Below are 20,734 nucleotides of genomic sequence, written 5' to 3'. Positions count from 1 at the left end.
CCAGGTTGCTGGCGCTCAGTTGAACAGGGCTTCGACTTCGGCGCCGGTCATGGTTTTGGTATCGTTGGCAAAGCAGTAGTACGTCGGCTTCTCGTCGATGTACACCTGCAGGTCGAACACCCAGTCGGTACCGCCTTCCAGCACACCTGCCGACACCGAATCGAATTTGCCGTTTTTCAGCCGGTACAGCAGATGCGTACCGCAGGTGCCGCAAAACCCGCGCTGGGCCCATTCGGAAGAGTCGTAGAACACCGGTTGTCCGGCAGTGAATGTTACCGGCTCCATACAGTGCACCGAAAACAGCGGTCCACCGCCCCATTGCCGGCACATGCTGCAATGGCAGACGTCGACGCTGGCTTTTTCCAGGCTGACGCTCAGTTTGACGGCGCCACACAGGCAGCTGCCGTGTTTTTCCAGGGCCATGGTCAAGGCTCCTTGCTGGGAAGGTAGGCGATTAGTCTAGCACCGGAATCAACACCGGCTCACCGGCAAAAAACGCCTGCACCATATCAGCCGTGCTGACCACACTGGCGCGGGCGATGATTTCATCGGCTGTCAGGCCCAATGGGCCACAGGTCCGTACGGGCGTCGACTTCATTGGCGTGGTGGGAGATGGCCTCGGCGCGCCGTTGTGGCGTCTGGGCACGAATCAGACGATAACCCGCCTGTTCCAGCAAGGCAGGTAATCGTCAACGCTTTCCACCAGTACCAGAACTGTATTGCTCATGCCACCCTCCGGCTCAATGCGAGGAGGCATTATGCGCAGCTTGGGCTATTGCGCGAAAGCCCGGCCCAGACCGCCTGGCACACCGCTGCTGTCGGTTTCCTGCCAGGGACCGTTGAGGTTGGTCGACCAGCTCCAGCCGTTGTTCCAGCGGTAGTAGGTACGCTGCCGATAGAAGGTGTTGGTTTTACCTTCAAGCACATACACCCCCAAGCGCGGGTCCCAGTGACTGGCGCCACCGGGCGGTGGTGCGAAGCTGGCCGAGGTGCGCGGCATGGGTTTGGGCGCCGGAGTGACCACTGCCGGTTTGCTCGGTACCGTGCTCGGGCGCGGCACCGGTTTAGTACTTGGCCCCGGCGGTAACGTCTCGATCGGCGGCGCGGTCGGTTCGGAGGGCTGATGAACAGTACACGCGCTCAGGCCCACGGCCAGGGAAAGAAGGGCAAGGCGTGCGATGCTGTTCATAGTGATTCTCTTACTGGTCCGGGCTGTCGATGGTCAGGTGCTGCGCGGCGGTAGTGCTGCTGGCCAGCGGGCTGCTGCGACCGATCCACTCACCCTGGGTCGGCTGGCCAGCGCGTGAAACACGCGCAACCAGTTGGACTTCAGGAAAGCTCGACAGTTTCATGCTCGGCATCATGGCGTCGCTGTCGCTGAGTTCCACTTCAATCGGCAACTGCGCCACAGTCACGCGCTTGGCCGCCAGCGGCATGGGCGGGCCGGAGCTGGCGCGGGCGAAGATGAACACTGTGTCGTCAGGCTTGACCTTGTCTTTGAGCGCTGGTGCCAGCTCGACCCGCACTTTCAACCGGGCACCCGCTGCCGCCACTGGCGGCGCAGAGGCGACTTTGCCTTCGCCCGCCTTGAGCTTGTCCTGGGCGCGCTCGATGCCGCCCTGCAAGGCAGCCCGCGAGGCATCGCCTTCCGGCAACTGCACCAACAGCCGATTCCAGTAGTCGATGGCTTGCTGGTAACGCTCGCTCTCAAAGGCTGCGATACCCAGCAGGCCAAGGCTGGTGACCTCGTTAGGATCGGCCCTGAGTGCTTCGTCGGTGAGGGCCTGCAACTGCGCCGTCCACTGCTTGCCGTTGGCGAAATACAGCGCCTGGGCCCATTGCCCGAGCAGCTCCGGCTGCCGATCGGCCAGGGCGGCGGCACGCTCGAAGACCTTGGCGGCATCGGCTGCCCGCTCCTGGGCCATATAGGCGCGACCAAGGAAGTACAGGCCTTCGGCTGAATCCGGTTGCGCTTCGACGGCACGCTCAAGACGCGTGGTCATCTCTTCCATGGACTGCGGCGCCTTGGCAAACTGCTGGGTCAGTTCGACCTGCTCGCTGGCACCGAAATGCAGGTACAGGCCCAGACCCATTAGCGGCACCAATACTGCGGCCAGCAACGGCAGCGGCTTGCCCATACGGCCCAGGCGCTGGGGTTCAGCGTTTTCGGTGTCGGCCAACAGCTCGCGGGCGGCTTCATCCCGGCCCTTGGCCAGTTGCGCTTCATCAAGCACGCCAGCCACCTGCTGGGCAGTCAGCTCGGCAACGCGCTCCTGATACAGGGCGACGTTCAGTGCGGTACGGTCTTCTTCCAGTTGCGCACGACGGCCACGCAACACCGGGATCAGTAAAAAGCTCAGGGCCACCAGCAACAGCAGGCCTGCAGCAAGCCAGAAATCAGTCATGGGTGTGTTCTTTGTCCAGCAATTTGGCGAGGCGCTCGCGCTCCTCGGGGGAAAGGTCGACAGAGCCACCAGCGCTCTGCGCCCGACGCTTGCGCACGATCAGCGCGAGCAGGCCGAAGCCGCCCACCAGCAACACGCCCGGACCAAACCACAGCAACCAGGTGCGGGCTGTCAGCTCAGGCTTGTAGCGCACGAAATCACCGTAACGATCAACCATGAAGTCGATGATCTGCTGATTGCTCTTGCCCTCGCTGAGCATACGGAAGATCTCCCGACGCAGGTCAGCGGCAATTGGCGCGTTGGAGTCGGCAATGTCCTGGTTCTGGCACTTGGGGCAGCGCAGTTCCTTGGTCAGGTCGTGGTAACGCTCGCGTTCGGCGTCATCGGCGAACTGATAGGTATCGATCGCCGCCTGAGTCACCCCGGCCAGGCTCAGGCCAAGCACAGCGGCTGCAAGCCAGCGCTTCATGGTTTGGCCTCATCGACCAGGCCCTGATACAGCGGCGCCAGTTGTTCACGCCAGACGGTAGCGTCGACCACACCGACGTGTTTGTAACGGATGATGCCCTTGGCGTCGATCAGGAAGGTTTCCGGTGCGCCGTAGACGCCCAGGTTCAGGCCCAGACTACCTTGGTCGTCAGCGATATTCAGCTGATAAGGGTTATGGAGCTCGGCCAGCCACTTGATCGCTGCGCCGTTGTCATCCTTGTAATTGACCCCGTGGATGACCACGCCCTGCTCGGCCAGCTTGTTCAGGTACGGGTGCTCGACCTTGCACGACGGGCACCAGGTGGCCCAGACGTTGACCAGCGCCGGTTTACCGATCAGCTCGGCCTGGGTCAGGGGCTTGCCGTCCTGCACCGATTTCAGCGCAAAGGCCGGGAACGGCTTGCCGATCATCGCCGACGGCAGCTCGCTGGGATCGAGAAACAGACCGCGGTAGAGAAACACCGCCACCAGCAAAAACACCGCCAGCGGCAGCACCATGATCCAACGCTTCATGCAGTTGCTCCAGACATGCCCAGTACTTCACGCACACGGGCTTTGACCTTGACTCGATAACGCCCGTCCATGGCCGCCAGCAGGCCACCCAGACCGGTCAGCAGACCGCCCAGCCAGATCCAGCGCACGAAGGGTTTGACGTGTACGCGCACAGCCCAGGCGCCGTTGTCCAGCGGCTCACCGAGGGCAACGTAGAGATCACGGGTGAAGCCGGCATCGATGCCGGCCTCGGTCATCATTGACTGCTGCACGGTATACAGGCGTTTTTCCGGATGCAGCACGCTGATTTCGCGGCCATCCTCGACGACCCGCACGGTGCCTTTGTCAGAGGTGAAGTTCGGCCCTTCGAAGTGCTTGGCGCCTTCGAAGATGAACTGGTAACCGCCCAGCTCAACCGATTCGCCCGGCGCCAGGCGCAGGTCACGTTCGGCACTGTTGTTGCTCGACAACACCACACCCAAGGCACAGACCGCCAAGCCCAGGTGCGCCACGTGCATGCCCCAGTAGCTGCGATTGAGGCCACGCAGGCCTTTGAGCAGCCCCTTGTGGCGGGTCTTGTCGAAAATATCACGCACGCCGGCGAGGACGATCCACGCGGCCAGGGCGAAGGTGGTCAGCACCTGCCAGTCAAAGTCATCAACCAACAGTCCACCCATCGGTGCCAGCACGGCTGCGCCGATAAGCACCGGGGTCAGCATGCTCAGCAGCCATTTGCTTGGTGTGTCTTTCCAGCGTACCAGCACACCGATCGCCATCACCGCCATGAGCAAGGCCATCAGCGGGATGAACAGCGCATCGAAGTACGGCGGACCGACCGACAGCTTGGCGCCGGTCAGGGCATCAAGGATCAGTGGGTACAAAGTGCCGAGGAGGATCATCGAGGCGGCGACCACCAGCACGATGTTGTTGGCCAACAGCAGCGTTTCACGCGACCACAGGGCAAAACCGACCTGGCTCTTGACCACCGGTGCGCGCAGGGCGAACAGGGTCAGTGAGCCACCGACGACAAACAACAGGAAAATCAGGATGAACACACCGCGCTCTGGATCCGAAGCGAAGGCGTGCACCGAGGTCAGCACCCCGGAACGCACCAGGAAGGTACCCAGCAAGCTCAACGAGAACGCCGCAATTGCCAGCAGCACGGTCCAGCTCTTGAACACGCCACGCTTTTCCGTGACCGCCAGCGAGTGGATCAGCGCCGTACCCACCAGCCAAGGCATGAACGAGGCGTTTTCCACCGGGTCCCAGAACCACCAGCCGCCCCAGCCCAGTTCGTAGTAAGCCCACCACGAGCCGAGGGTGATGCCGATGCCCAGGAAAGCCCAGGCGACCAGGGTCCAGGGCCGTGACCAGCGCGCCCAGGCGGCATCCAGACGACCGCCGAGCAAGGCAGCGATGGCGAAGGCAAAGGCCACCGAAAAGCCGACATAGCCCATATACAGCATTGGCGGATGCACGATCAGGCCGATGTCCTGCAGCAGTGGGTTGAGGTCGGCGCCGTCAGTCGGCACCTGCGGCAGCAGGCGCTGGAACGGGTTAGAGGTGACGATCAGGAACGACAGGAAACCGACGCTGATCATGCCCATCACCGCCAGTACGCGGGCCAGCATCACCTGTGGCAGCTGTCGGGAGAAGATCGAGACGGCGAAGGTCCAGCCACCGAGGATCATCGCCCAGAGCAACAGCGAGCCTTCGTGGGCTCCCCACACGGCGCTGAACTTGAAGTACCAGGGCAAGGCGCTGTTGGAGTTGTTGGCGACATAGGCGACCGAGAAGTTGTCGGTCATGAAGGCATGGGTCAGGCAGGCAAAGGCAAAGGCCAGGAAGGCGAACTGGCCCCAGGCTGCGGGCCGCGCCAGGCTCATCCACAAGCTGTCGCCGCGCCAGGCGCCGAGCAGCGGCACCGTGGCCTGCACACAGGCGAAGCAGATCGCCAGAATCATTGCCAGCTGGCCGAGCTCAGGAATGATCAGCGCCGCGTTCATGGCTTGGCTCCCGCGTCGGTTGCCGCCTGACCGCTTTCCTTGAGGGCTTTGGTCACCTCTGGCGGCATGTACTTCTCGTCGTGCTTGGCCAACACCTCATCGGCCACCACCACGCCCTCGGCATTGAGCTTGCCCAGGGCGACAATACCCTGCCCTTCACGGAACAGGTCAGGGAGAATGCCACGGTAGGTGATCGGCACCGACTTGCTGAAGTCGGTGACCACAAAACGTACGTCGAGCGAGTCACCCGAACGCTGCAACGAGCCCTTCTCAACCATGCCGCCAGCACGAATGCGGGTATCGAGCGGTGCTTCGCCGTTGGCGATCTGGGTCGGGGTGTAGAACAGGTTGATGTTCTGCTGCAGGGCGCTCAAGGCCAGGCCCACGGCGATGCCGACCCCGGCCAGCAGGCCGAGAATGATAAACAGGCGCTTCTTGCGTTGCGGATTCACTGGTTGTTCTCCCGGCGCAGACGACGCGCCTCTTCTTGCAGGTAACGACGCCGGGCCAGCACAGGCGAGGCAACGTTGACGGCCAGCACCAGCAGGCAGATGCCGTAGGCCGACCAGACGTACAGGCCGTGATGGCCCATGGCGAGAAAATCACTGAAAGAGGCAAAACTCATCGTGCCACCTCCCGGCCCAGGCTGTTCATCACCTCCTCCCTGACCCAGCTGGTGCGCGCTTCGCGCTTGAGCACTTCAAGGCGCATGCGCAGCAACAGCACGGCACCGAAGAAACAGTAGAAACCCAGCACCGTCAGCAGTAGCGGCATCCACATTTCGGCCGGCATGGCGGGTTTCTCGGTGAGGGTGAAGGTGGCGCCCTGGTGCAGGGTATTCCACCACTCCACCGAATACTTGATGATCGGGATGTTGATCACCCCGACAATCGCCAGCACCGCGCAGGCCTTGGCCGCGCTCTCGCGATTGCTGATGGCCTGGCCCAGGGCAATCAGGCCGAAATACAGGAACAGCAGAATCAGCATCGACGTCAGGCGCGCATCCCAGACCCACCAGCTGCCCCAGGTCGGCTTGCCCCAGATAGCTCCGGTGACCAGCGCCACGGCGGTCATCCAGGCGCCAATCGGCGCGGCACACTGCAAAGCGACGTCGGCAATCTTCATTTTCCACACCAGCCCGACCACCCCGGCCACCGCCAGCATCACGTAGCAGGACTGCGCCAGCATGGCGGCCGGTACGTGAATGTAGATGATGCGAAAACTGTTGCCCTGCTGATAGTCCTGGGGGGCGAAGGCCAGGCCCCAGATCACACCGATGCCGATCAACAGGATCGCGGCCACCGTCAGCCACGGCAGCATGCGCCCGCTGATGGCATAGAACCACTTGGGCGAACCCAGTTTATGAAACCACGTCCAGCTGATAACGCTGCTTTTCATCACGGTACATCCAGGGTCTTTGCTGGGCAGGGCCCAGACCTCATTATTCGCCGACGCTGATCTTCAGGCCAGCCGCTATTGCAAAGGGTGCCAGAGTTACTGCCAGGGCGGTCAGGCTGCCAAGCCAAAGCAGATAACCGGTCGCCGGCATAGCTTGCAATGCCGCCTGCAAGGCGCCACTGCCCAGGATCAATACCGGGATATATAACGGCAAAATCAGTAGCGCCAGCAGCAGGCCGCCACGTTTCAGACCGACTGTCAGGGCCGCACCCACAGCGCCCAGCAGGCTCAGCACCGGCGTGCCGAGCAACAACGATGCCAACAACACCGGCAGGCAGGCCGACGGCAAACCTAGCATCAGTGCCAGCAAGGGTGCCAACAATACCAGTGCCAGACCGGAAAAGGCCCAGTGTGCCAGTACTTTTGCCAGTACCAGAAGAGGCAGGGGGTGCGACGAAAGGACCCACTGCTCCAGCGATCCATCCTCGAAATCACTGCGAAAAAGCCCGTCCAGCGAGAGCAGAACCGATAAAAGGGCCGCGACCCAGACCAGTCCCGGAGACAAGGTTTGCAACAATTGAGTCTCGGGGCCGACCGCCAGCGGAAACAAAGCGATGACGATGGCGAAGAACACCAGCGGGTTAGCCAGCTCCGCCGGACGTCGGCACAACAGACGCGCTTCACGACGTAACAACAGGACAAAGACACTCATGCGGCCCACTGCCCCAGGTTCAGTTCACGGTAACCGGACGGCTTGCGCTCGAGGCTGTGGTGAGTGGTCAGCACGACCATTCCGCCCTGCTCGCAATGGGCCGCCAGGTGCGCCTCAAGCTGGGCCACACCCTGCTTGTCGAGGGCGGTGAAGGGTTCATCGAGGATCCACAACGGCGGGCTGTCCAGATACAAGCGGGCCAAGGCTACACGGCGCTGCTGGCCAGCCGACAGGGTGTGACAGGGGACGTCCTCGAAACCGCGCAGACCGACCGCTTCAAGGGCCTTCCAGATCGCATCAGGTGCCGCCGGACGATGCAAGGCGCAGAGCCAGGCGAGGTTCTCTTCAGGGCTGAGCAGGTCTTTGATACCGGCGGCATGGCCGATCCACAGGAGGATTTTCGCCAGTTCGTGGCGTTGTTCAGCCAGAGGGTTACCGTCGAGGCGAATCTGCCCGGCAGTCGGGCTCATGAGCCCGGCCAACAGGCGCAACAAGCTGGTTTTGCCACTGCCATTGGGGCCGCTGATCTGCAGCATGTCGCCTGCAGCCAGATGCAATTCGAGGTTTTCGAACAGCATTCGCCAGTCGCGCTCGCAGGCCAGGCCCACGGCTTCGAGATGAGGGGTCACAGTTTCGCCTTATGCTTGGGGTGCCTGTCTCAAGTCGGCCCTGGCCCTGCCGTTATACTGGCAGTGCAGATACAGCCCGGCCGCTCTGATCGCGAAAGATCGGGCGGCATTATACATGTGATGTCCTACTGCAAAGAGGGCTATTTCAACAGGTTGGCAGCTGATGACAGGCGAAATTAACAGCCTTGGCCCACAGATTCCGGCAGCGCCCCAGTTGCGTTCGGCGATGACTGGCGAACTGTTGCGTCTGTTGCAACCGCAACAGGCCTTGCTGGCCCCCGGTGAAACCGCCAAGGCCGAAGTACTGGCGCTGCGTCAGGTTGGCCAGGATTTCCAGATGCTGCTCAAACTGACTCAGGACAACGGCAGGCAGACCAACGTCCAGGCCAGCAGCAAGCAGCCACTGGCGCAAGGTAGCCAGTTGGCGGTGAGCCAGAGCAGCAGCTCGAACCTGACCATCAGCGTGCAACAGGCGATCGCCAGCAACGTTGCCAGCCTGACCCGTATCGACACCCGGGAATTGCCCGTCGGCACCTTGCTGCAAGGCAAGGTCCTGACCAGTCAGGCGCTGCCCCAGGCCGTCGGCCAGCTCGCTCAGTTCCGTTCGCTGGTGAGCCTGCTCAGCGGCCCTCAGGCAGGCGCCACCCTGACCATCGACAGCCCTCGCCCACTACCAGTGGGCAGTCTGCTCAGCGCCCGGGTGCAGGGCGATCAGTCGTTGACGTTCGTGCCGCTGAGCGGGCGCCAGGAGCAGTTGGCTATCACCCAGCACTTGAGCACCCAGCAGAGTCGCCAGGCGTCGCTGCAAGGCTTGCTCAGTGGCCTGCAACAGATGCGCGACGACAACAATTCGTCCAGCGAACTGCGCACCACGGTGGACAAGCTGCTGTCCAGCCTGCCGGACGTGCGTCAGCTCAGCGACCCCAAAGGCCTGGCCCAGGCCTTGAACAACAGTGGCGTGTTCCTGGAGGCCAAGCTGGTTGCCGGCATGCCCGCCGACCTCGCCCCCGACCTCAAGGCCCAGGTGGTGCGTCTGGTGGCACAGTTGCTGCCCGGCTTACCCGGCAACACTCAGTTCAACCCGGTCGCCGCTGCCAACACCTTGGCCCAGGTGATGCCGGGCATGGTTCGCAATGCCCTCGGCATGCTTGGCCAGGTCAGCCCGCGCCCGCTGCCTGGCGGCTTCCCCCTGCCCTCGCGACCGCTACAAAACCAGGACGGCGAAGGCGACCTGGAGCACCTGCTGCGCCTGGCCGCCGCCGCTATCTCTCGCCTGCAAAGCCATCAGCTGGCCAGCCTGGAGCAGACCGGCACCACCGCCGATGGCAATCGGCAGACCACCTGGCAGTTGGAAATCCCCGTGCGCAGCGGCCAGGATTTCCTGCCACTGCAAGTCAAGCTGCAACGTGAAGAAACGCCGGAGCAGCAAAGCGATCCGCAACGCGAGCGTCGCGAACCGCTGGAAATGCTATGGCGTATCGAACTGTCTTTTGATCTGCATCCGCTGGGGCCACTCCAGGTTCAGGCACAGATTAGCCAGGGTAGCTTGTCCAGCCAGCTGTGGGCCGAACTGCCAAGCACTGCACAGCTGATCGACAGTCAGCTGGGTAACTTGCGCGAACGCTTGCTGGCCCGCGGCCTTAACGTAGCTGAGCTGCACTGCCATCACGGCACACCGCCGCAAGGGCCGCGTACCCGATTGGAACAACGCTGGGTGGATGAAAACGCATGAGCGACAAGACCCCACGCCAGGCCATTGCCCTGAGCTACGACGGCCAGCAGGCCCCAACCCTGACAGCCAAGGGCGATGACGAGCTGGCCGAAGCCATCCTGGCTATCGCCCGCGAACACCAAGTGCCGATCTACGAGAATGCCGAGCTGGTACGCCTGCTGGCACGCATGGAGCTAGGCGAGCAGATTCCCGAGGCGCTGTACCTGACCATTGCCGAAATCATCGCCTTTGCCTGGCAGTTGCGCGGCAAGGTGCCGGACGGATTTTCCGACGAACACGCCACTGAGCGAGACGTGACGCCCATGGCGTTACAACTGCCACCCAAGTAATAACTAATTAGGCCCAAGCAGCGCAACATCAGGTTCACCTTTGCCCCTTCAATCCTCGGCAAAGGCAACCAACATGAGCGCCGCCCATGTAAACGCAGCAGGCGTCCAGTACGTCCGCGAGCATCTTGTGAACTTTCCCCGCCCCGACCGGGCCGCCGCCGATACGCTCAAGCAGTTGCTATCAGCGCGGGGCATCAGCATCGATCCCGACCAGCTTGATGTCGTTACCTTGCATTATCAGGTCGGAAAGGACTACGGCTGGACAGGTATCGTCGCACAACGGCTCAGCCTCACCCAGGCAATGCTGAGCAACTGGCAAGCCGAACGCAACAACAACGCCGTCCCTCATTTCCTTGAAACCCAACAGCCGAGCGGCAGCGACCGGGAGATTCGTCTTGTTCCTACGCTGCGACCACCTGCTCACGAAGGCGCGCAGAACTATTACGTGTTCAGCGGAGTATTTCGCCGCACACACACCGAAGAATACAGCGACAAAACCCGTATAGACCTGCCGATCGAAGTCTTCGAGCGCTTCGTCTGGAACCTGGATTTCCATACTGTCTACAAAGCCATGCTGAAAGACTATTGGTCAAATCATCTGGAAAGCTACGGCACCAGCGCAAAGCTCAACTTTCTTGCAGCCTGCAACCAGCAAGCTGGCGAAGGTAAGCTCAGCCGTGCCGGCACCCAGCTAGCCTGGCGGGCAGCGGGAGTGCTGAGCGATGGCGTTCAGGTCCAGGTGCGCCCCCTGAACGTCTATGGCTACGTCGCGACCGATCTGTTGTGTTTAAAGGGCAAGGGCAGTCCGCTCATGCTGCTCTACATTCCCGGCAATACCTACCCTCTGCACGAGTTTACCGATCAAGGTCAACTGCAGGACTGGTTTGCACAGCAGTGCAAAGACCCGGAAAAACGCCAGGCACTGATGGCGCACTTCGCCCATGGGGATGAACCCGATGGCTTGAGTTTCAGTGGCCTGGCCACAGCCCTCGAAGGGCTTGCGGTGTACCCGCGCAGCGTTCACCTGGACAGCCATCGGGAGGGATTCACTACCGAAGGCGTCTGGGCGCCGCGAACCTACATCAACTACAAGATGAGCACCTACAGCCCAGCCCTGTCCGCGGATCTGTTTCGCGCCTTGGCCGAGCGTCAGCGCCGCCGCAGCTATAGCGACGCCGACTCGATCATCACCAGCGACAGCGAGGTGAGCAAAGCCAGATGGCGAGGCTATCTCAACTCGGCGATCAACTACCTCTCGCCATTGGCACTGATAGTACCGGAGCTGGCGCCGTTGTTTGCCCTTGGTGGCATCGCCCAATTCGGCCTGGGGCTTGACCAGGCCATCAACGGCAAGCACCAGCAGCAGCAAGCCGCCGGCGTCGGTGATGCGGTGTTCGGCCTGCTCAATGCGGTGCCGCTGGTGCATGCGCTGGTCACCGAGCGGCCGCTGCTGTTTCGCTTCAAGAGCGAACGTTTTGTTGCGCCAAGCCGCATCAATGGCCAGCTGGGCTATCCCATGGGCCCGGACAGCCCTCCACGCTTGCCAAACCCTGACTTACAGAGCTTCTTTGTCGACGCGGACGCAATCCCACCCTTGCCTGAAGCGAATTCGGCGGTCGCCGGCGCTGTGATCAGGCTGCCAGAGTATGACGGCAATCCCGACCGCCTCGAAGCCTGTATTGATGGATACAACTCGAACGTCGTCTATGATCTGGAACGTGATGCTTTTTTACTTGAAAGGGAGCTGAACGAAGTCACCCACAACTACTACATTGCTCCCGAGTCAGGCATCAATATGCAGCCGCTGAAAAATGCCGATTCGCGCCTGGTCACTGATGAAATGCGCATGGCCAGCCTTCGCGCCCTGGGGGTAGACCTGCGCTTGCCAATCGAGCTACCGCCAGCACCTGCCGAGCCGCTCCAGCCGATTCCAAAACGGGTCATGGGCATCTGGGTCGGCGACCGGGTGATTAGCGATGATCTGCTGGCCAACATCGGGCGCAACGCCGAACAGCTCAAAAACACTGAATATGCCTTCCAGTTGTATCTATCGAACGCCAATACCGCAGCATTCGAAGAAAACCTGCGCCTGCTGGCCGAACATGCACCTTCCCTTGAGGTTTTGCCCTTGGAACAACAACCGTTCTTCGAACAGTTTCGGCAAAGCCCGTACCACGCTCAGTATCAGGCTGCCCTGGAGGGAAACGGCAGTACAAGCAGCAACCCGGCCTCCGCTGCAGATATTCTGCGTTATCGTCTGCTCGATCATCAGGGCGGTCTTTACATGGATGTCGATGACACCCTGCTGGCCCCAGGCGAGCACCCGTACACCCACGACGGTAACACCGAGGGGCTGCCCGGTGAGGCGCTGGACCAGGTGGACCTGTCCACTGCTCCGGACGGACTACTTTTATTCCCACCGGCGTCCAACCAGAAGATGGGCATGAACTGGTTGTACAACAACAGCCTGATCGGAAGTCACGCCAACAACCCTACGCTCACGGCCATCTCCGAAGAAATTCTGACGCGCTTTCGCAGCGAGCCCGAGTTCTACGCCAGCAAGCCATCCCTTTCACAAGACCCGCAGGCTTTCTACCGCTATGCCAACAAACTCTGTCGCCTTACCGGGCCCGGGGTGCTCACCGACATCGTCGACCGACGCTTGCCCGCACTGCATACGCTACGCCAGATCAATAATCTGTTTGCGCTGCGGCAAGTAAACGCAGTGGCTTATCTCGACTCGGAGCACTACCTGAGTGCAGTAAGCAGGCTGCTGCCGCTTGACCGCATCGCCAAAATCGGCGGTGCCCAAACCTGGGCGAAGTAGCGCAGATCAACGACCATCATGAAAGGGATGAGGCAAAAAAGCGGCGACCCACGGGTCGCCGCTTTTTCACTCGCTACGATGCACCTTGCTCATCAACTCCGCCTCAGCCTGAGTCAGGCCGCAGGACTGGGTGAGTTCGTCAACGCTGGCACCCATGCCCACCAGCCGCGCCGCTTGAGCGAACGACAAGCTGTTGGGATCACGCTGCTCCAGTTGCAGGAGCTTGTCCGGCAAGGGCGCCACCGTCGCGCGCAATTCGTGCAGGGCCTCGCCCATGCGCACGCTGCCGTTCTGGTAGTCGTCCAGACGTTTGGCCAGGTCTTTGATGCGTTGATCACGCAGCGCATCACCCTGGGCCTGCTGGACAGCCAGCTCGCGCTGGCGCTTGCTGTGGTTGAGGAAAAACCACACGCTAAGCGCCCAGAGCAGCGCCAGAAATATGACTGCAACCTCAAAGATCAACTCAGATATTCTCCAGCTCGGACCACTCTTCCTCGGTCATCATCTTGTCCAGCTCGACCAGGATCAGCAGTTCGTTGTTCTTGTTGCACACCCCCTGGATGAACTTGGCCGACTCTTCGTTACCGACATTCGGTGCGGTCTCGATTTCCGACTGGCGCAGGTAAACCACTTCGGCAACGCTGTCGACCAGGATACCGACCACTTGCTTGTCGGCCTCGATGATGACGATGCGGCTATTGTCGGTGATTTCACTCGACATCAGGCCGAAGCGCTGGCGGGTATCGATCACAGTCACCACGTTGCCACGCAGGTTGATGATGCCCAGCACGTAGCTCGGAGCACCGGGAACCGGGGCGATTTCGGTGTAGCGCAGGACTTCCTGCACCTGCATCACATTGATGCCGTAGGACTCGTTGTCCAGCTTGAAGGTTACCCACTGCAGGATCGGATCTTCGGAACCTTGTGCAGACGACTTTTTCATTCCCCTATCCCTCAAAATCCGCCTTCGGCGGAGTGCTCAGTGCGATCGCAGGCGCGACCGATTAGTTATGCTTGGCATGCAGTTGCTTGACCGCACCGCTGGCGATCAACTCGGCCAGTTCGGCAACGTCGAGCAACGCGCACATGTGTTCAATGACGGTACCGGCCAGCCACGGCCGTTGGCCGCGCTGGCTACGCCACTTGATCTCGTTGGGGTCCAGGCGCAGCGAACGGCTGACCTGATGCACCGCCAGGCCCCACTCATAGCCCTGAACCGAAATCACGTACTGCAGGCCCTGGCGAAAGTCCTCGCGGTAACGGTCGGGCATGACCCAGCGCGCAGTGTCCAGGACCTTAAGGTTGCCGCTCTGGCTCGGCAGGATGCCCAGGAACCAGTCGGGTTGGCCAAACAGCGGCGTGAGCTCGTGACCGGCCAGCGAATAGATCGAGCCCAGGCACACCAGCGGCACCGCCAGGGTCAGCCCGGCGACATCGAACAACAGGCATTCGAACGGCTCGGCTGCCCAGGCCGGGCGACCGTCAACGGTGCTCGGCGGTACTGGCTGGTTGGGCGCCGGGGGTAGATGGACTTCCACCAACGGTTCGACCGGTGCAGGCAGTTCGGCGACCACTTCGACACTGACCGGCTTTGGCGCTGGCTCTGGCGCTACAACCGACATGACTGCCGGGAGTACCACGAGCGCAGGCTCGGCAAAGGGCAAAGGCGCGACCTGGACGGCTAACGGCTTGTGCAGCCGGACGACCTGGGCGTCACGTACCTGCTCCTCAAGCACCGCCGCCTGGAAATCATCGATCTCAACCGACGGTTCGGCCAGTTCAAGCACTTCGGTGGCCTCGTGCAGCAAGCCATCAAGGTACGACTGCAGCGCCAGTTGTGGGCCAGTAGCAAGCTTTTGCGGGCGATTCATCAGGCCACCTGCTGGGCGGTATTGTGCGTCAACAGGTGCTTGAGCAGCGCCCGGTAGGCCACCACCCCGCGGCTCTTACCATCGAACTGCGACGGCGTCAGGCCGGCCCGACTGGCATCGCGCAGACGAGTATCGACCGGGATGTAGCCTTGCCAGATGCTCTCCGGATACGCGTCGCGCAACACCCGCAAGGTGCCCATAGAGGCCTGGGTGCGACGGTCGAACAGGGTAGGCACGATGTGGTAAGGCAAGGCCTGCTTGCGCGAACGGTTGACCATCGCCAGGGTGCTGACCATGCGCTCCAGGCCCTTGACCGCCAGGTATTCGGTTTGCACCGGGATCACCAGTTGCTGGCTGGCCGCCAGCGCATTGACCATCAGCACGCCAAGCAAGGGCGGGCTGTCGATGATGGCGTAGTCGAAATCCTGCCACAGCTGCGCCAGAGACTTGGCGATCACCAGGCCCAGGCCACTTTGCCCGGGCGACTGGCGCTCAAGCACGGCCAGCGCGGTGCTGGAGGGTAACAGGGATATTTTTTCGTCACTGGTCGGCAGCAGCAGTTGCCCCGGCAAGCCTTCGGGGACCTTGCCTTTATGCAGGAACAGGTCGTAGCAGCTGTGCTCCAGCGTGTCCGGGTTGTGTCCGAAGTAACTGGTCATGGACCCGTGCGGGTCGAGGTCGACCACGACCACGCGCTTGCCCGCCTCGGCCAGCAAGCCGGCCAGGGCGATGGAGGTGGTGGTCTTACCGACACCACCTTTTTGGTTGGCTACTGCCCAGACTCTCATTCGTTGCTTCCTCCCGGTACGGCAACCTGCCCTGCCGGGAACGGTTATAGGGTCGGTGACGGAGGATTGACGCGATTGCCCCCCACCGTCGGTGATAGCGCTGGCGGTGCAGTTTGTGTGCCAGCCCGCTTCATTGCCGCGTCTGGCGTGGCGTTGGCGCTGCCGGTACCGGTCAGGCTGCGGCGCACTTCGAGGTTGCGGGAAATCACCAGCACCACCCGGCGATTGCGCGCGCGGCCTTCGGCGGTGTCGTTGGTCGCGATCGGCTGGAACTCGCCATAGCCGACCGAGGCCATGCGCGCCGGGTTGACCCCTTCCATTGCCAGCAGGCGGACAATACTGGCGGCACGTGCCGAGGACAGCTCCCAGTTGGTCGGGTATTGCGCGGTGCGGATCGGCAGGTCGTCGGTGAAGCCTTCGACATGCACCGGGTTGGCGAAGGGCTTGAGAATCTTCGCCACCTTTTCAATGATATTGAACGCAACATCACTGGGCATGGCGTCACCACTGCCGAACAGCAGCGAAGAGTTGAGCTCGATCTCGACCCACAGCTCGTTACCGCGCACGGTCATCTGGTTGGATCTGATCAAGTCGCCAAACGCGTCGCGCACGTCATCGGTGATGGTTTTCAGCGGATCGCTGCTGGTTTGCGCAAGGCCGGCGTCCACCTGATCACTGTCCTTGATCAGCGGCTCGGCCGGCTTGACAGTCAGCGGCCGCTCATCGCCGATAGGGATCGGGCGCATGCTCTTCTCAGGGTCGTTGAACACCCCGATCAAGGCCTGGGAGAGGATCTTGTACTTGCCCTCGTTGACCGAGGAAATCGAGTACATGACCACGAAAAAGGCGAACAGCAAAGTGATGAAATCCGCGTAGGACACCAGCCAGCGTTCGTGGTTTTCGTGTTCCTCAGGTTGTCGACGGCGCGCCATGTATTACTCCATGAAGCCCTGAAGCTTCAACTCGATCGAGCGCGGGTTCTCGCCCTCGGCAATCGACAGCAGGCCTTCCAGGAGCATTTCCCGGTAGCGCGACTGACGCATGGCCAGTGCCTTGAGCTTGTTGGCAATCGGCAGCAGGATCAGGTTGGCACTCGCCACACCGTAAATGGTGGCGACAAAGGCCACGGCAATACCGTTACCCAGTTGCGAAGGGTCGGCCAGGTTGCCCATCACATGAATCAGGCCCATGACCGCACCGATGATACCGATGGTCGGTGCATAGCCACCCATGCACTCGAACACCTTGGCAGCCTGGATGTCGCGGCTTTCCTGGGTGTAGAAATCCACCTCAAGGACGCTGCGGATGGCTTCAGGTTCAGCACCGTCTACCAGCAATTGCAGGCCCTTGCGCGCGTAGGGATCAGGTTCGGCATCGGCCACGCCTTCCAGACCCAGCAGGCCTTCCTTGCGTGCGGTCAGGCTCCAATTGACCACCCGGTCAATGCCGCCAGCCAGGTCGATGCGTGGCGGGAAAAGAATCCAGCGCACAATCTGCAACGCCCGCTTGAAGGCACTCATGGGTGACTGCAGCAGCGCTGCGGCCAGGGTGCCGCCCAGCACGATCAGGGCCGCTGGGCCGTTGAGTAGCGCCGAGAGGTGACCACCCTCGAGGTAATTACCACCGACGATCGCGACAAACGCCAGGATGATCCCGATCAGGCTCAAGACATCCATCAGACGCACGCCTCGACCAGGTGTTTGCCGATCTCGTCCAGGCTATAGACCGCGTCGGCCAGATTGGCTTTGACGATGGCCATGGGCATGCCATAGATCACGCAACTGGCTTCATCCTGGGCCCACACCGTGCTGCCGCCCTGCTTGAGCAGGCGCGCACCTTCACGGCCATCGGCGCCCATACCGGTGAGCACTACCGACAGCACCTTGTCGCCATAGGATTTGGCCGCCGAACCGAAAGTGATATCCACGCACGGCTTGTAGTTCAGGCGCTCGTCACCCGGCAGGATTTTCACCGCACCGCGACCGTCGACCATCATCTGCTTGCCCCCGGGAGCCAGCAAGGCCAGGCCGGGACGCAGCATATCGCCGTCTTCGGCTTCCTTGACGCTGATCTTGCACAGCTTGTCGAGGCGCTCGGCAAATGCCTTGGTGAACGCGGCGGGCATATGCTGAATCAGTACGATCGGCGCCGGGAAATTGGCTGGCAGCTGGGTCAGGACCCGCTGCAGCGCCACCGGGCCACCGGTGGAGGTGCCGATGGCCACCAGCTTGTAAGGCTTGCGCTTGGGTGCAGGCGAGGCCGCAGACACCGCACGTGCCGGTGCTGCAGGCCGTGGTGCCGGGCTGCTGCCCAGGCTACTGACACTTGGCTGAGTGTGGCTGACCGGTTGCGGCGTCGGCGCGGCATAACTGCTCAGACGCCGGTTGCTGCGGGAAATGGTATGCACCTTTTCACACAGCAGCTGCTTGACCTTCTCCGGATTACGCGAGATGTCTTCGAAGTTTTTTGGCAGGTAATCGACGGCACCGGCATCCAGGGCATCGAGGGTCACCCGCGCGCCTTCGTGGGTCAGCGAGGAGAACATCAACACCGGGGTCGGGCAACGCTGCATGATATGACGGACAGCGGTGATGCCATCCATCATCGGCATTTCGTAGTCCATGGTGATGACATCGGGCTTGAGCGACAGTGCCTGGTCGATCGCTTCCTTGCCGTTGGTCGCGGTACCGACGACCTGGATAGTCGGGTCCGCTGAAAGAATTTCCGAGACTCGGCGGCGGAAGAAACCGGAATCATCCACCACCAGGACCTTGACTGCCATAAACACTCCATTAGGGGGCGCGGCGTGCGGGCCGCGCCACCAGAATCAAATACGCCGGGCGGCGTAACGCTTGAGCATGCTCGGAACGTCGAGGATCAGCGCAATGCGCCCGTCACCGGTAATGGTGGCGCCCGACATGCCCGGCGTGCCCTGGAGCATCTTGCCCAGCGGTTTGATGACCACTTCTTCCTGACCCACCAACTGGTCGACGACAAAGCCGATCCGCTGGGTGCCGACCGAAAGGATCACCACGTGCCCTTCGCGTTGCTCTTCATGAGCGGCGGAACTGACCAGCCAGCGCTTGAGGTAGAACAGCGGCAAGGCCTTGTCGCGAACGATGACCACTTCCTGGCCGTCGACCACGTTGGTGCGCGACAGGTCCAGGTGGAAGATCTCGTTGACGTTGACCAGCGGGAAGGCGAACGCCTGATTGCCAAGCATGACCATCAGGGTCGGCATGATTGCCAGGGTCAGCGGCACCTTGATGACGATCTTCGAACCCAGGCCCTTGGTCGAGTAGATATTGATCGAGCCGTTGAGCTGGGAGATCTTGGTTTTCACCACGTCCATGCCCACGCCACGCCCGGAGACATCGGAGATCTCGGTCTTGGTCGAGAAACCCGGGGCGAAGATCAGGTTGTAGCATTCGGTTTCGCTCAGGCGATCGGCGGCATCCTTGTCCATCACCCCACGCTTGACCGCAATGGCGCGCAGGACGTTGGCGTCCATGCCCTTGCCGTCATCGGAGATCGACAGCAGGATGTGATCGCCTTCCTGCTCGGCCGACAGCACCACTTTACCGCCACGGGACTTGCCCGCCGCTTCGCGCTCTTCCGGGGTTTCGATGCCGTGGTCGACTGCGTTGCGCACCAAGTGCACCAACGGGTCGGCCAAGGCCTCGACGAGGTTTTTGTCGAGATCGGTCTCTTCGCCGACCAACTCCAGGTTGATCTCTTTCTTCAACTGCCGGGCCAGGTCGCGAACCAGGCGCGGGAAGCGCCCGAAGACCTTCTTGATCGGCTGCATGCGGGTTTTCATCACCGCGGTCTGCAGGTCGGCGGTCACCACGTCGAGGTTCGACACCGCCTTGGACATGGCTTCATCGCCGCTGTTCAGGCCCAGGCGTACCAGGCGGTTACGCACCAGCACCAGTTCGCCGACCATGTTCATGATCTCGTCCAGGCGTGCGGTATCGACCCGTACGGTGGTTTCCGCTTCGCTGGCTGCCTTGTCGCCAGCCAGCGCAGCTTGCCGCGCCGGGGCTGGCGCTGCGGCCTTGGCCGGTGCGGCGCCAGCGGGTGCGGCTGCAGGCTTGGCTACAGCTGGTGCCGGGGCTGCGGCAGGCTTGGCGGCAATGACAGCAGCGGGCACGGCGGCAGTTGCAACGCTGTCCGGGGCGAACTTGCCCTTGCCGTGCAGCTCATCGAGCAAGGTTTCGAATTCATGCTCCGAGATATGATCGCCTGACGCAGCAGCGGCTGGCTCTGGAGCGGGCGCTACAGCACCCGGCAAAGCATCGACGGCGAAGCTGCCTTTGCCATGCAGCTGGTCAAGCAACGCCTCGAACTCATCATCGGTGATTTCGTCGCTGGTGCTCTGAGCGGGTTGCGCCACCGGCGCAGGGGCGCTGACGCTGTCGGGAGCAAATTGGCCCTTACCGTGCAACTGATCGAGCAGCGACTCGAATTCAGCATCGGTGATTTCGTCGCTGGCCGCAGCCGGCACCTGCACCTGCGCCTGCACTTCGGCTTCAGCCTTGACCGCATTGAGCGAGTCAAGCAGCTGTTCAAATTCGGTATCGGTAATGTCCGCTTCGGCGGGCGCTTCCGGCGCCTGTTCCAGCACTGGCTCAGGTGCGGCGACCGGCTCGTCACCGGCAGGCTCGGCCAAACGCGACAAGGCCGCCAGCAGCTCAGGCGTGGCCGGGGTGATATCGCTGCGCTCGCGTACCTGGCCGAACATGCTGTTGACCGTGTCCAGGGCTTCCAGGACCACATCCATCAGTTCGGCATCGACGCGTCGTTCACCCTTGCGCAGGATGTCGAAGACGTTTTCGGCGATGTGGCAGCACTCCACCAGCTCGTTAAGCTGGAGGAAGCCGGCGCCCCCTTTTACAGTGTGAAAACCGCGAAAGATCGCATTGAGCAAATCGGCATCATCCGGACGGCTTTCCAGCTCGACCAGTTGCTCGGACAGTTGCTCAAGAATCTCTCCGGCTTCTACCAGAAAATCCTGAAGGATTTCTTCATCGGCGCCGAAGCTCATTAAACGTGC

Annotated in this window: 22 protein-coding genes and 1 pseudogene; 3 read left to right on the top strand and 20 right to left on the bottom strand. The window is 61.8% G+C overall.

Going from position 1 to position 20,734, the window contains the following annotated elements:
- Positions 1 to 15 precede the first annotated feature (15 nt).
- From C6382_RS15130 to ccmA, 12 genes and pseudogenes are all read right to left on the bottom strand, one after another.
- Positions 16 to 423 (bottom strand): GFA family protein, encoded by a 408-nt coding sequence (locus C6382_RS15130; RefSeq protein WP_107025219.1) that lies wholly within the window; start codon positions 421 to 423, stop codon positions 16 to 18.
- Positions 424 to 535: 112 nt separating this feature from the next.
- Positions 536 to 727: pseudogene (locus C6382_RS15125) on the bottom strand (2-hydroxyacid dehydrogenase); the annotation flags it as partial.
- A gap of 45 nt (positions 728 to 772) precedes the next feature.
- Positions 773 to 1,189, bottom strand: coding sequence for a hypothetical protein (locus C6382_RS15120; protein WP_107025218.1), 417 nt, complete (start codon positions 1,187 to 1,189; stop codon positions 773 to 775).
- 10 nt (positions 1,190 to 1,199) lie between these two features.
- Positions 1,200 to 2,405 (bottom strand): c-type cytochrome biogenesis protein CcmI, encoded by a 1,206-nt coding sequence (gene ccmI, locus C6382_RS15115; protein WP_107025217.1) that lies wholly within the window; start codon positions 2,403 to 2,405, stop codon positions 1,200 to 1,202.
- On the bottom strand, positions 2,398 to 2,874 hold the full coding sequence (locus tag C6382_RS15110) for a cytochrome c-type biogenesis protein (protein ID WP_107025216.1): 477 nt from the start codon (positions 2,872 to 2,874) through the stop codon (positions 2,398 to 2,400). The genes ccmI and C6382_RS15110 overlap by 8 nt, the downstream gene beginning before the upstream one ends.
- Positions 2,871 to 3,407, bottom strand: coding sequence for a DsbE family thiol:disulfide interchange protein (locus tag C6382_RS15105; RefSeq protein ID WP_107025215.1), 537 nt, complete (start codon positions 3,405 to 3,407; stop codon positions 2,871 to 2,873). Before C6382_RS15105 ends, C6382_RS15110 begins: the two co-directional genes overlap by 4 nt.
- Complete coding sequence (locus C6382_RS15100; protein ID WP_178082788.1) at positions 3,404 to 5,377, bottom strand: heme lyase CcmF/NrfE family subunit; 1,974 nt, start codon at positions 5,375 to 5,377, stop codon at positions 3,404 to 3,406. The genes C6382_RS15105 and C6382_RS15100 overlap by 4 nt, the downstream gene beginning before the upstream one ends.
- An 11-nt stretch (positions 5,378 to 5,388) precedes the next feature.
- Positions 5,389 to 5,844, bottom strand: coding sequence for a cytochrome c maturation protein CcmE (gene ccmE, locus C6382_RS15095; protein WP_107025213.1), 456 nt, complete (start codon positions 5,842 to 5,844; stop codon positions 5,389 to 5,391).
- On the bottom strand, positions 5,841 to 6,017 hold the full coding sequence (gene ccmD / locus C6382_RS15090; RefSeq protein WP_107025212.1) for a heme exporter protein CcmD: 177 nt from the start codon (positions 6,015 to 6,017) through the stop codon (positions 5,841 to 5,843). Before ccmD ends, ccmE begins: the two co-directional genes overlap by 4 nt.
- Positions 6,014 to 6,790, bottom strand: coding sequence for a heme ABC transporter permease (locus C6382_RS15085; protein WP_107025211.1), 777 nt, complete (start codon positions 6,788 to 6,790; stop codon positions 6,014 to 6,016). Before C6382_RS15085 ends, ccmD begins: the two co-directional genes overlap by 4 nt.
- A 43-nt stretch (positions 6,791 to 6,833) precedes the next feature.
- Entirely contained in the window at positions 6,834 to 7,502 is a 669-nt protein-coding gene (ccmB, locus tag C6382_RS15080; RefSeq protein WP_038616869.1) for a heme exporter protein CcmB, read from the bottom strand.
- Positions 7,499 to 8,131: a cytochrome c biogenesis heme-transporting ATPase CcmA gene (gene ccmA, locus C6382_RS15075; RefSeq protein WP_107025210.1), complete on the bottom strand. Its 633-nt coding sequence runs from the start codon at positions 8,129 to 8,131 to the stop codon at positions 7,499 to 7,501. Before ccmA ends, ccmB begins: the two co-directional genes overlap by 4 nt.
- Before the next feature lie 163 nt (positions 8,132 to 8,294).
- On the opposite strand from ccmA, the gene C6382_RS15070 reads away from it, so the two are divergent.
- The 3 genes from C6382_RS15070 to C6382_RS15060 all read left to right on the top strand — a co-directional run bounded on the left by C6382_RS15070 (position 8,295) and on the right by C6382_RS15060 (position 13,019).
- Positions 8,295 to 9,863 (top strand): flagellar hook-length control protein FliK, encoded by a 1,569-nt coding sequence (locus C6382_RS15070; protein ID WP_107025209.1) that lies wholly within the window; start codon positions 8,295 to 8,297, stop codon positions 9,861 to 9,863.
- On the top strand, positions 9,860 to 10,192 hold the full coding sequence (locus C6382_RS15065) for an EscU/YscU/HrcU family type III secretion system export apparatus switch protein (RefSeq protein WP_107025208.1): 333 nt from the start codon (positions 9,860 to 9,862) through the stop codon (positions 10,190 to 10,192). The genes C6382_RS15070 and C6382_RS15065 overlap by 4 nt, the downstream gene beginning before the upstream one ends.
- A 73-nt stretch (positions 10,193 to 10,265) precedes the next feature.
- Positions 10,266 to 13,019, top strand: coding sequence for a dermonecrotic toxin domain-containing protein (locus tag C6382_RS15060; RefSeq protein WP_107025207.1), 2,754 nt, complete (start codon positions 10,266 to 10,268; stop codon positions 13,017 to 13,019).
- 66 nt (positions 13,020 to 13,085) lie between these two features.
- Here C6382_RS15060 and C6382_RS15055 read toward each other — a convergent pair whose 3' ends face one another.
- From C6382_RS15055 to C6382_RS15020, 8 genes are all read right to left on the bottom strand, one after another.
- On the bottom strand, positions 13,086 to 13,481 hold the full coding sequence (locus C6382_RS15055) for a DUF2802 domain-containing protein (RefSeq protein ID WP_107025206.1): 396 nt from the start codon (positions 13,479 to 13,481) through the stop codon (positions 13,086 to 13,088).
- Position 13,482: 1 nt separating this feature from the next.
- On the bottom strand, positions 13,483 to 13,962 hold the full coding sequence (locus C6382_RS15050; RefSeq protein ID WP_028945467.1) for a chemotaxis protein CheW: 480 nt from the start codon (positions 13,960 to 13,962) through the stop codon (positions 13,483 to 13,485).
- Positions 13,963 to 14,023: 61 nt separating this feature from the next.
- The gene (locus tag C6382_RS15045; RefSeq protein ID WP_107025205.1) at positions 14,024 to 14,890 is read right to left on the bottom strand and encodes a CheW domain-containing protein; all 867 of its coding nucleotides are present in this window, start codon (positions 14,888 to 14,890) and stop codon (positions 14,024 to 14,026) included.
- On the bottom strand, positions 14,890 to 15,678 hold the full coding sequence (locus C6382_RS15040; RefSeq protein WP_107025204.1) for a ParA family protein: 789 nt from the start codon (positions 15,676 to 15,678) through the stop codon (positions 14,890 to 14,892). Before C6382_RS15040 ends, C6382_RS15045 begins: the two co-directional genes overlap by 1 nt.
- A gap of 44 nt (positions 15,679 to 15,722) precedes the next feature.
- Entirely contained in the window at positions 15,723 to 16,610 is an 888-nt protein-coding gene (gene motD, locus C6382_RS15035; protein ID WP_107025203.1) for a flagellar motor protein MotD, read from the bottom strand.
- A gap of 3 nt (positions 16,611 to 16,613) precedes the next feature.
- Positions 16,614 to 17,354 (bottom strand): flagellar motor protein, encoded by a 741-nt coding sequence (locus C6382_RS15030; protein ID WP_107025202.1) that lies wholly within the window; start codon positions 17,352 to 17,354, stop codon positions 16,614 to 16,616.
- Entirely contained in the window at positions 17,354 to 18,460 is a 1,107-nt protein-coding gene (locus C6382_RS15025) for a chemotaxis response regulator protein-glutamate methylesterase (protein ID WP_107025201.1), read from the bottom strand. Before C6382_RS15025 ends, C6382_RS15030 begins: the two co-directional genes overlap by 1 nt.
- 45 nt (positions 18,461 to 18,505) lie before the next feature.
- Positions 18,506 to 20,725: a chemotaxis protein CheA gene (locus C6382_RS15020; RefSeq protein WP_107025200.1), complete on the bottom strand. Its 2,220-nt coding sequence runs from the start codon at positions 20,723 to 20,725 to the stop codon at positions 18,506 to 18,508.
- Between the last annotated feature and the right edge of the window lie 9 nt (positions 20,726 to 20,734).

The organism is Pseudomonas sp. BBP2017 (assembly GCF_003024385.1).
GTDB lineage: Bacteria > Pseudomonadota > Gammaproteobacteria > Pseudomonadales > Pseudomonadaceae > Aquipseudomonas.
This window is presented reverse-complemented; position numbering and strand designations above follow the sequence as displayed.